10 protein-coding genes and 1 pseudogene are annotated in these 10,216 nt (G+C 38.8%); 2 read left to right on the top strand and 9 right to left on the bottom strand.

Translation table 11 applies throughout. From position 1 onward, the window contains the following. Both H5232_RS17255 and H5232_RS17250 read right to left on the bottom strand, forming a co-directional pair. A pseudogene (locus H5232_RS17255) lies at positions 1–286 on the bottom strand (thiopurine S-methyltransferase); the annotation flags it as partial. Then, positions 265–783 (bottom strand): DUF2938 domain-containing protein, encoded by a 519-nt coding sequence (locus tag H5232_RS17250; protein WP_182739321.1) that lies wholly within the window; start codon positions 781–783, stop codon positions 265–267. The gene H5232_RS17250 and the pseudogene H5232_RS17255, both read right to left, overlap by 22 nt. Positions 784–881: 98 nt before the next feature. Here H5232_RS17250 and H5232_RS17245 point away from each other — a divergent pair, with 98 nt between their 5' ends. After that, complete coding sequence (locus H5232_RS17245; protein ID WP_182739320.1) at positions 882–1,763, top strand: LysR family transcriptional regulator; 882 nt, start codon at positions 882–884, stop codon at positions 1,761–1,763. On the opposite strand, the gene H5232_RS17240 is transcribed toward H5232_RS17245, so the two are convergent. From H5232_RS17240 to rmuC, 4 genes are all read right to left on the bottom strand, one after another. Next, positions 1,760–2,338, bottom strand: a complete 579-nt coding sequence (locus H5232_RS17240) for a DJ-1/PfpI family protein (RefSeq protein ID WP_182831236.1) — start codon at positions 2,336–2,338, stop codon at positions 1,760–1,762. The genes H5232_RS17245 and H5232_RS17240 overlap by 4 nt on opposite strands. After that, positions 2,335–3,258 carry a hypothetical protein gene (locus tag H5232_RS24330; protein ID WP_259400149.1) on the bottom strand — a complete coding sequence of 308 codons (924 nt, stop codon included), beginning with the start codon at positions 3,256–3,258 and terminating at the stop codon, positions 2,335–2,337. The genes H5232_RS17240 and H5232_RS24330 overlap by 4 nt, the downstream gene beginning before the upstream one ends. Before the next feature lie 101 nt (positions 3,259–3,359). Further along, entirely contained in the window at positions 3,360–3,671 is a 312-nt protein-coding gene (locus H5232_RS17230) for a cupin (RefSeq protein ID WP_182717287.1), read from the bottom strand. A gap of 9 nt (positions 3,672–3,680) precedes the next feature. Beyond that, a complete protein-coding gene (gene rmuC, locus H5232_RS17225; RefSeq protein WP_182831235.1) occupies positions 3,681–5,150 on the bottom strand; it encodes a DNA recombination protein RmuC in 1,470 nt (489 codons plus the stop codon). Positions 5,151–5,364: 214 nt separating this feature from the next. On the opposite strand from rmuC, the gene H5232_RS17220 reads away from it, so the two are divergent. Beyond that, on the top strand, positions 5,365–5,913 hold the full coding sequence (locus tag H5232_RS17220) for a hypothetical protein (protein ID WP_182831234.1): 549 nt from the start codon (positions 5,365–5,367) through the stop codon (positions 5,911–5,913). On the opposite strand, the gene H5232_RS17215 is transcribed toward H5232_RS17220, so the two are convergent. From H5232_RS17215 to H5232_RS23940, 3 genes are all read right to left on the bottom strand, one after another. After that, complete coding sequence (locus tag H5232_RS17215) at positions 5,910–8,501, bottom strand: serine/threonine-protein kinase (RefSeq protein ID WP_182831233.1); 2,592 nt, start codon at positions 8,499–8,501, stop codon at positions 5,910–5,912. The genes H5232_RS17220 and H5232_RS17215 overlap by 4 nt on opposite strands. Then, positions 8,485–9,474: an FHA domain-containing protein gene (locus H5232_RS17210; RefSeq protein ID WP_182717283.1), complete on the bottom strand. Its 990-nt coding sequence runs from the start codon at positions 9,472–9,474 to the stop codon at positions 8,485–8,487. The genes H5232_RS17215 and H5232_RS17210 overlap by 17 nt, the downstream gene beginning before the upstream one ends. A 560-nt stretch (positions 9,475–10,034) precedes the next feature. Next, positions 10,035–10,216: hypothetical protein (locus H5232_RS23940; protein WP_220496087.1), on the bottom strand; the 182-nt coding region annotated here is incomplete at its 5' end.

The following is a 10,216-nucleotide window of genomic DNA, read 5'->3' as shown; positions in this document are numbered from 1 at the left end:
CCTGATACGCGCTAAGTAAACCGTGCTTAGTTACTTTTGGCGTGAGCGCTAACTCAATAAATAACTGCCGAACAGCAAGCTCACTGAGTTCAACACCCACAACGTACATGCCTTTATTAAGCAAATAATGAATGTCGACTGTTTTGCCACACAAAGGGATAAACACACGGCTACTAGCAGGTAAATTTAAGTTAGTAAAATAACGATCTAAACTAGGGTTTACTTTACCGTCATGAAAACCAATGTCATTGCTTTGCCAGCGCTTTAACCAATATTCAGCCTGCATTCCCCCCCCTTCAACTGTAACAGCGCAACCGCAGTTAAATACATGCCAATACCAAATATTGCATGCGATAGTGCACTTTTGAGCCTTGCAGCCATTGGCTTTGCCGTTTTAGCTGCAGCAATGCCAAGCCCAAGCGCAGGCTGCATAATAAAAAACGGGATAACAACGCTAAGCAGCCCAAACAACAGCGCAGGCATTAAGCTTGGCGCTGCAAGCCAGTTATCTGGCATCAGTAATAAAAATAGCAGCGCAAAAATAACCCCGATAAAGTAATGACTAAACCAACCAATTGCGCATTCGTTCGGTTGCACAGCGGCTTTATTAATAGCTAGGTGTTGCCACTTGCCATAGCGCATAAAGCATAGCCAGCGCCCCACCATACAAAAGTTTAAAGAGCTAATACCAAATTTACTAAGTAGCAACGCCCACAGATCAAGTATCGCGGTTGCACCGCTCCCTATAACGATCACTGCTAACCAATCAATCGCTGAAAACATAATGTCACCCTTTGCTGAAAACTAAGTCACTATGATATAGACTTACAAAAACGTTAAATACAAAGCTTTAATCAAACTTAAATTGCAAAAGTGGAATCATGCTAGATGATATAGTGCTGTTTGTGCACATAGTACAACAAGGAGGATTGTCTCAAGCGGGGGAGTATTTATCGCTGCCTGCGGCAACAGTTACGCGGCGTTTACAGCGCCTTGAATCTCGCCTTGGGCAAAAACTGCTGCATCGCTCTGCACGCCAATGCACACTCACACAACAAGGACAGGTGTACTATCAAAGTTATGCCAACTTAGTTGAGCAATTTGAACAAACTCGTTATCAACTTAATCAACAAAAAGAACAACTTAGTGGTAAGCTAAAAGTGCTCGCGCCACTGAATATCTGTCATGGTTTTTTAAAGCCGATGTGGTTGTCGTTTTGCAAGAAATACCCTGATATTCAGTTGGAGCTGATTTTAAGTAATCAACTTGACGATATTATTAAAAACCAAGCTGATTTAGCGCTCAGGATCGGCCCTCAAGCTGATTCGTTATTACAGCAAAAAAAGCTCGCAGAAGCCGACTCTATTTTAGTAGCGACCCCAAGCTATTTAACCAATGCACCCGTGCTCACTGAACCTAGCGATCTTAAACAACATCGCTTAATTGGCACAACGCTGAGAAATAACTGGCCACTCACCCACATAACTACGCGAGCAAGCTATACACATATGTGCCGCTTTAGCAGTATTTATAACGATACTAGTTTTGTTAAGTACCAAGTGGCAGATCATCAAGGGGTCGGCTTATTACCTCGATTTGAAATTATAAACGAGCTGGCAACGGGAGAATTTGTCAGGGTGCTGCCACAATGGCAAAGCCATAATCGCGAAATTTATGCTATCTGGCCAAGCGGCCGTTTACTTAGTAAAAAAGCGGTTTGTTTACGTGATTACATGCACGAATTTATTCAACAGCGGCTTTAAACATTTTTATGCCACTGATATTCCATTTGCTTTGCTGTTAGCTCTGCGTGTGCTGGGCTTATTAGCTCTGCAACTAGGGCTAAGCTCATATCAATACCCGCAGAAATACCGCCAGAAGTAGTTAATTTACCTTGTGACACCCAACGCTTATTTGCGATCACATTTAGAGCTGGGAACATGGCAGCAAGATCGCTCTGATCTTCCCAATGCGTTGTCACCGTTAAACCATCAAGTAAACCCGCTTTGGCCAGTAAAAAAGCGCCTGTGCACACCGAGGCAACTTTGCTAGCAGCACCAGCGGTTTCTCGTATCCAGTTTATTACGGCTGGTTTTTCAAGCTCATGGGTATGCACACCACCTACAACAATCAGCAAATCAATAGCAGGGTGATCAGCAAAACTGTAATGGGGGTTTACACTAAAACCTGCACGGGCAATTACCGGCCCGGCATGCTCTGCCACAAAAAATACCTGCCAGTTATTATTTGCCAAACGTTTTGCAGTACTAAACACTTCAAATGGGCCAGAAAAATCAAGCACTTCTGCATCATCGTAAATGTAGATACCAATGTTCATAAACTATTTACCTTAACGTCATTTGCATCAAACATTAACTTTAACCACCTTAAGTCTTTTGCATCTAAGTTTGCTTGTTTATGTAATGAGGGATCATCATAGACATCTTTATAAACATGGCAGATCGCAACTTCTGTTAACTCACGCCATTTATCGTCATTAAACTCTGATAGCGAGCCATCAGCTAAATTAAAAGAACTGATAGGATCGTGCTCAGCTTCAGTCGTTCTAAGAGTTAACTCTAACTCTTGTAAAATAGGGTTGATCAACTGTAGCGTATTTGCGGCCTCAAACTCTGCAATTATATTGCTTTGGGCTACTTTGATTTCTTTTTCAAGTTGATATTGAGACAATTTATCGGCAGAGGCACGCACACCGTATTTATTCAGTAGGCCAGTGATGCTTGGCAGCATAGCTTTGGCCGCAATACTGGCTCCCACCAATGGGTTTGCAATAGCCGCTAAGCCGCCCACCAAAAGCATTCCGTAGGTGAGTTTTTTATCTAAGGCATCAATATCATTAGCAAGCGACTGTAATGAATTAGTTTGCCCCAAAGCTTGATCACGCATAATTGCATCAGCGCTATTTAGCATGTAATGGCGAAGTCCGGCCTCAGCATGCTCATTAGGAAAATGAAAAATACGCCGCTTAGGTAAGTTATTAATCTCAGGTACGCCGTTTGGTAAATAACGCATGGTGTGTAAAGCGAATTGATGTTCCGATAGTGCGAAAGGAATTACAAAATAATGCTTTTCATCAAATGACGTGGGGGTTTGCGTACCAAATCGTTCAAATGACATAAAAATAGGCAGACCATCAATCATTTCTTTTGCAAATACATAGCCTTTATTGAATTCATCAAACACTTTATTAGATGTCGATTTTAGCTTAACAATTCCTTTATTTATAAAATCTTTCATAATTATTTGTTGATCCAATTCGATTCTAGCTGGCTAGCTGCCGTAAAGGTTATACAAGCTGGTCTAAAAAGCCCAGCAATTAAATATCAAACTTTAGCAGCTTAAACACTACCTTGCGTTTCAATCACTAAAATACGCGCTTCACCCATAGGGTGGGCTACGTGCTCAGTGCCTATTGAGGCATAAAAAATGTCACCACTTTGCAGTACAGTTGAGTGCGTCTCGCTATCTTGTTTGTAAAACATTTCAACGACTCCATCAAGCACCACAAAGACTTCTTCGCCATCATTAATATGCCATTTATAGGGTTTATCAGTCCAATGTAAACGGGTAGTGATGCCATTCATATTGGCAATATTTTTAGCTCCCCATGCCTTTGCTGCGGTGAATTCTTTACCACGTATGATCTGCATACAATTTCCTTATTCGTCTAGCTCTAATTGCGCCCGCTCTAACGTTTCGGCGGGTAGTTCTTTTTGTACTGATACACCAAGCTCTTTAAATTCTGAGGCTTGTTTTATTAGGTTGCCTTTACCGCGATATAACTGCGAAAACGCTTTATCGTAGCTTTCTTTGGCTTTATCTAACTGTTTACCAACACCTTCCATGCTGGTTAAAAAGCCGTTGAGCTTGCTATAAAAACGCTCCGCGCGATTAGACAACTCTTTTGAATATTTAGTCTGCTCTTCAAAACGCCATAACTGTTTCACAATATTTAAGCTGGTTAAGAGGGTAGTGGGGGTGGCAACCAGAATGTTCTTTTCTATCGCTTGTTGATAAATATCACTTTGATACTTAAGAGCTTCAACAAAAGCTGATTCTATCGGCACAAACATCACCACCACTTCAGGAGAGTTAAGCCCTGGTAAGCGATCATATGATTTACTCGCCAGCTCATTAATACGCGCTTTTACAGCCTCAACATGCTCTCTAATTGCTTGTTGAGCCTGCAGTTCATTATCTGCATTTACGTAGCGAGTGTAAGCGTTTAGCGAAGTTTTAGCGTCAATCACTAAATGCCGACCTTGAGGCAAATACACCACCACGTCAGGGCGCAGGCGGCCTTCTTCGGTATTAAACGATACCTCGCGTTTATAATCAGTACCAGCGCGCAGTCCTGCGCTGTCTAACACGTTTTCAAGCATGAGTTCGCCCCAATTACCTTGGGTTTTCTTTTGCCCTTGTAATGCGTTACTGAGCCTGTCTGCTTGCTCAGTGATTGCTTGGCTTTTCGCTTGTAGATGTAATAACTCTATTTTCAGAGCTTCACGTTGTTTTAGATCTTCAACATGAATTGATTCCAATTTATCCCTGAAGCCTTTTAACTCACCTTGGACAGGTTTTAACAGCTGCTCAATACTTTCTTGATTAAGGACTTTAAATTTTTGCGATTTTTCTTCGAGTATTTGATTAGCAAGGTTTTCAAATTCTTTTTTAAGTTGCTCTTTGCTTTCTTTAATATGTTGTAACTGTTGCTCAAAATGGCTTTGCTTTTGCTCAAGCATAGTGCGCATATTATTGAGCTCAACATCACGGGCATTGTATTCGCTTCGTAGTGTTGTTAAATCAGCTTCAGCCTTGCGCCAATAATGGTTGTATTGCTGGCTTTGCTTTTCTTGCTCAGTGAAGCGGGTTTTATAGTGCTGAGTTTCGTCGCGTTGTTCTTGGTGGCTTTGCTTAAGTAAATCGTGTTCATCTATCAAGGAAGTATATTGCTGCTGTTTTTCATTGGACTGTGTTTGCAATAAAGCTAGTTGTTGCTGCTGCTCACTTAGCTCTGCTGTTAGTCGCTTACCACGACTTGCATAAATAACACTAAAAAGCACCGCGCCAACACTAAAACCAATCCCAACACTTACCCAATCAATGTTTGTAAGTAACTGTATATACATAAATAAACTTTAATTAACCAAAAGACACTTCATGATAGCCAATCTAAAAATACCACGATAGGTTTTTTTACTTTTTTATGACTCTAAAAATCATTACAGAGCATTACAAAAGACCCATCTTAATTAGTTATATAAACAATTTTATTCTACACTCAGAACAATAATAAAAACCAACAAGTGGTTTTACTTATACAACAATACAAGGACTGAAAAAATGAACGATATCAAAACCCCAAATATTGAAGTGCAATGTAAAGCAGATAACTACTTTTCCCTTAAAACGTTGACTGTTTTACCTCATACACAAGAAAATTGGTTAACATTTTTTAATAACGAAACAAATCCGACTGAGTCGCTGAGTGTTTTGTTTAATAATGCAGGAAAAAACGATCTCATAAGCACTGAAAAAAGACAATACGTAGAACTTATTATCAGCCTAGATCCGTCAGTGGCTGCCGATTGGGAATTTTATGGGAATGGTGTTGAATATTGTGGTGCAGATAGCAATTGCCAATATAATATATCTACCGAGATCACTGATGACGACACTTTAGTTTTAAGAATTGCTCAAGTAGAGCCGACCTATGAATTTAACGGTGTAGATAAAGACAATCTTGAAAAAGTTGTTGAAGTAACCGAAGGCAAAGAAACTGAGTATTTACCTATTTCGTTTAGGTATACAGCTAAACATGTGCCTTCTGGCAAAATTTATATGTCACAAGATCCTAAAATTGTTGTTCGTAGGCCTGGTGCTACATACTAATATAAAGCACTAGCACAACGAAAAGAAGAGTCATATTGTTGCATTAACGCAATAAACTCTTCTTTTTGGCACCAAGGTTTAAACCAGGGTAAATTAAACCACATCGGGTGATAGCCTATCATTAATGACTTTTCTATATACATTAACGCTGACTGATATTCACCAATCACACTATATACAAGTGCTGCTGTAAACACATATTCATTATGATCTGACGCAATACTTATTGCTTTATTGAGTGCTTGCAAGGCAAGTTTAGCTTCGCCGAGTTGGCTGTATGCTTGTGCGACTTCTAAATAACTATCAAGGGTGTGTTGATCTTGCGCCAGCTCAACTACCTTTAAATAATTAGCCGGATATGACTCACTAAGTCCTAAAACCTTTTCAATATCAGCTAGGTTAAGGCGAAAGCTGATATGCTCTGGGTTTATATCAACCGCCTGTTGGGCAACTATTAATGCTTGCGAAAACTCTCCTTGTAACGAATAAGCAATACTTAAGTTACTTAAATCTATGCTATCAGGTTTAATCTCAATTGCCTGTTTATATTGCTTTATAGCAATGGCTAAATCACCTTCTGTTAGGGCTATATCTGCCAGTAATTGATTTGCCATATAGTTTTGAGAACTTAAGCTTATAACTTCATTAAGCAGCTGCTTTGCCTCTTCAATTTGACCTTGCCACCATAATACTTGCGCTAAATTTTGCTTTATTATTGGATTTGCTCGTATTTTTAATGCAAGTTCAAACGCCTGCTGTGCTTCAGGCAACTGATCTTGTTGTAAATATAATAAACCTTTAAGTTCATAAAGAGCGGTAGAACTTGCTCCAACTTGTTCAGCTTTAGCTAAATACTGCTTCGCAGTTAACCAATCTTGCCTAGCAACCGCGATTAGCATTGCATTTGTAGCAAATGCAGGGGTGTTTTGATACGCAGTTGGTGAGTTAAAAAGTAATTTACTGGCAATATTTAAATACTCTGCTTGCTGTGATTGCTGATATAAACTCAGGGCGACTTCACGTAATAACTCATAGTTGGCATATAACTGCGGGGTTTGTTCTATAGCCTCTTTAATACGCATAAATAATTGATCAGTGTAATCACCAACTTGCTGCACTTTTTGATAAAGCTCAATATGTTCTATTTGTTCTTTGTCACTAAGCTGCGCCATTGCAATATATTTACTATCAAAATCAGGGAAAAGCGCTGTTAATTGCTGACTGCTTAAATGGTACATCTGATTATAACTATCAATTACAATGGGCCATTGCTTACGCGCTTTTACCGTCCAATTTGGCGCCTCGAGCCGAACTAACGTTAAATAGCATTGCGGTTGCATGCAATTAAGCTCAGCGGTCACCACTTCTTGTGCACCCGTTGCTTGCTTTAATTTATGTAACTTATCTGTAAAAGTAAGTTTAGCATTGCCGCTTTGTAAAATGAGCGCAACCTCATCCTGCGAAATAAGATTTAACTGCTTACTATTAATAATACTTTGCCTAATAGCATCATCAATTGTGGCTTTGAGCATATTTGTATCTGCGGATAACAGTGCGGCTGATTTTACCACCGGAGGTAAAAATGCAACATAGTGCTCTGCTGGTTTATGTACTTGCAGCTTATACATTAAGCCTGTTGCAACCACGGCAATACAAAGCAAAGTCCCTAAAAAAACAGCCTTTTTAGGCGCTTTTTTTTGTAATGCGAGTTGCTCTAGTGGAACTGTGTCTTGCGCCAAAATTTCTTGCTGTTTAATAGCTATAATAACGGCTTGTAACTTACGCTCTACACTTTGAGCATCAACAGGGCGGCGGTCTTTTTTTCGTTGTAATAATTGATTTAGTAAATCACATAATTCATTAGGTAACTTGGGAATGATCTCATGTGCATTACACTCTTTACCGTTGGCAATATTATTAGCAATCGTTTGCGCAGATCCTTCACCAAATGGATGACGGCCACTAATAAACATATAGGCCAGCATACCAAAAGAAAATAAATCACTGCGAAAATCTAACGGCTGTTTATTAAGCTGCTCAGGCGACATCGCACTAGCACTGCCACAACTGGATTCATCACGTTGCTCACCAAGCGGCTTATTTTGTAATGTTGCAATACCAAAATCGGTGATTTTCAATTCATTTTTATCAATTAAAATATTGCTAGGCTTTAAATCACAATGCATAACATCTTGACTATGGGCATGGGTTAGACCAGCACACAGTTGTGCTAATAAATTAAGCTTTTCGGAGAGTGTGGTGACGTGCTGATGTTGAAACTGCTGTAATGTTTTGCCTTTTAAGTACTCCATTACAATACAAATTTGCTGCTCATATAAAATTACATCATGTATTTGTACAATATTAGGGTGATTTAAACGAGCAAGCAGCTGCGCTTCAACCAAGGGGTCGCTATGTTCTATTGAGTGCTCAGTAGGCTTTAATAATTTAATCGCAACATAGCGCTTTAAACGTGTATCCTCTGCAAGATACACACTTCCCATACCTCCTTGGTTAAGTAGTTTAATTAATTTATAGTTAGTGATGACTTTATTAAATTTTAATACTGTTTCATGCTCTAACGACATCCGAGGTACTCTCTAATTCACACCCTTTATAAATCATAAAGGATGCGCCAGCAAACCGTACTTTTCGCAATTGTCTTTCGATGATATTTTCAGCATCATGAACATTTACTAAAACTTCTGAAAACTGCTTGCGAGCACGATGTATCTGTATATTTAAATAGCGCATGTCGACACCTAAATCTTTCACTAATTGCTCCGTATTTACCCAACCTTGGTTAGCTGGTAATACTCCTTTTTTAGCATCTAAAGCTCTATAGCGCGCTAAATTTAAGGTTAAGTAGTGATGGCAGCGAACATGCAAATCAAAATCTTTATTATTATTGTGATGTTGAACTTTTAATTCTGATGTTTCTTCATCCAAACTTAGGTTAAAAATAAAGTCTAAATCACTAATATACAATTGTGGTACGGAGCTCATCTGGGTTGCAACTTCCAGATGACTAGAAAGAAACATCCATTGTTCACCACCTAAGGTAATAATACTATGATCTTCTAAGACTTCTCGTATCGTAAACTCATCATCGTGTAATGATTCTAACAACCATTGGCCGCTACTTTGCTCAAAAACAACCACGCTATCAGGTTGCTGCTCAGGCAATAGGTGGTAATGATTAAGCTTAATTGTCTCGGCTGTTTGACTTTGCTCGTCATCTAACTTGATTAATTGGTCTGTAGGAGCACTGAGATCTTTAACCACATAAGTGACCTCTGAATTACCGGCAAAATAAATTTTATCGCCAATACTTAGTTCTTCAGAGTCATCCTTCACCAAACGCTTATGATTTAACCAAGTACCATTCAGGCTTAAGTCACGGATATACCACTTACCATTCAACCACTCAATAATAGTGTGTATTTTCGACACACTCAGATCGTTGACAAGTGTATCTACAGAATATTGAAAGCGCCCAAAACTATGATGCGCATATAAAAAACAATATTCACTTGTATGTTTATTAATTAAATAAGCCATTTTCACTACCTTTTATCGAATGATGAGGTATGTGTCTAACTATTGATATTACAACCAATTCTCTATAATAGACACAACCAAATCAAAATAAAACAAAAAATTAACATTCAATGTATTCATGGGTTAATCCGCAAACAATTGCGGCCAGATAACAGTATTTTAGAAACAAAAAGGCAAAATAAACATTACGTACTATTACAGCAATTGTTTATTAAAGGGATAAGTAAAAGAATGAAATATAAAAAAAGCCAGCTCAAGGTGAGCTGGCCTAATATTACTAAAATAAGTAACTAAAACTAGGGAATCAACATGATGCCTGCGTTGACTGCAATTCAACAACAAGCATAATAGTAGACGCCCCCAAGGTACTTTAGTTCAAAATAAATTTAAAATTGATAAAATAATACTGCATGCGCCAAATAGCAGACATAAAAAAAGCCAGCTCAAAATGGGCTGGCTCAATCATTACTAAAATTAGTAACCAAATAGGGAAATCAACATGATGCTTGCTTAAACTGCAATTCAACAACAAGCAAAAGAGTAGACGCCCTCAAACTACTTTAGTTCAAAATAAATTTAAAATTGATAAAACAATACTGCATGCGCCAAATAACAGGCATAAAAAAAGCCAGCTCAAAATGGGCTGGCTCAATCATTACTAAAATTAGTAACCAAATAGGGAAATCAACATGATGCTTGCGTAAACTGCAATTCAACAACAAGCAAAAGAGTAGACGCCCTC

Origin of the sequence: Pseudoalteromonas sp. SG41-5 (assembly GCF_014164495.1) — a bacterium.
GTDB classification, from domain to species: domain Bacteria; phylum Pseudomonadota; class Gammaproteobacteria; order Enterobacterales; family Alteromonadaceae; genus Pseudoalteromonas; species Pseudoalteromonas rhizosphaerae.
This window is presented reverse-complemented; position numbering and strand designations above follow the sequence as displayed.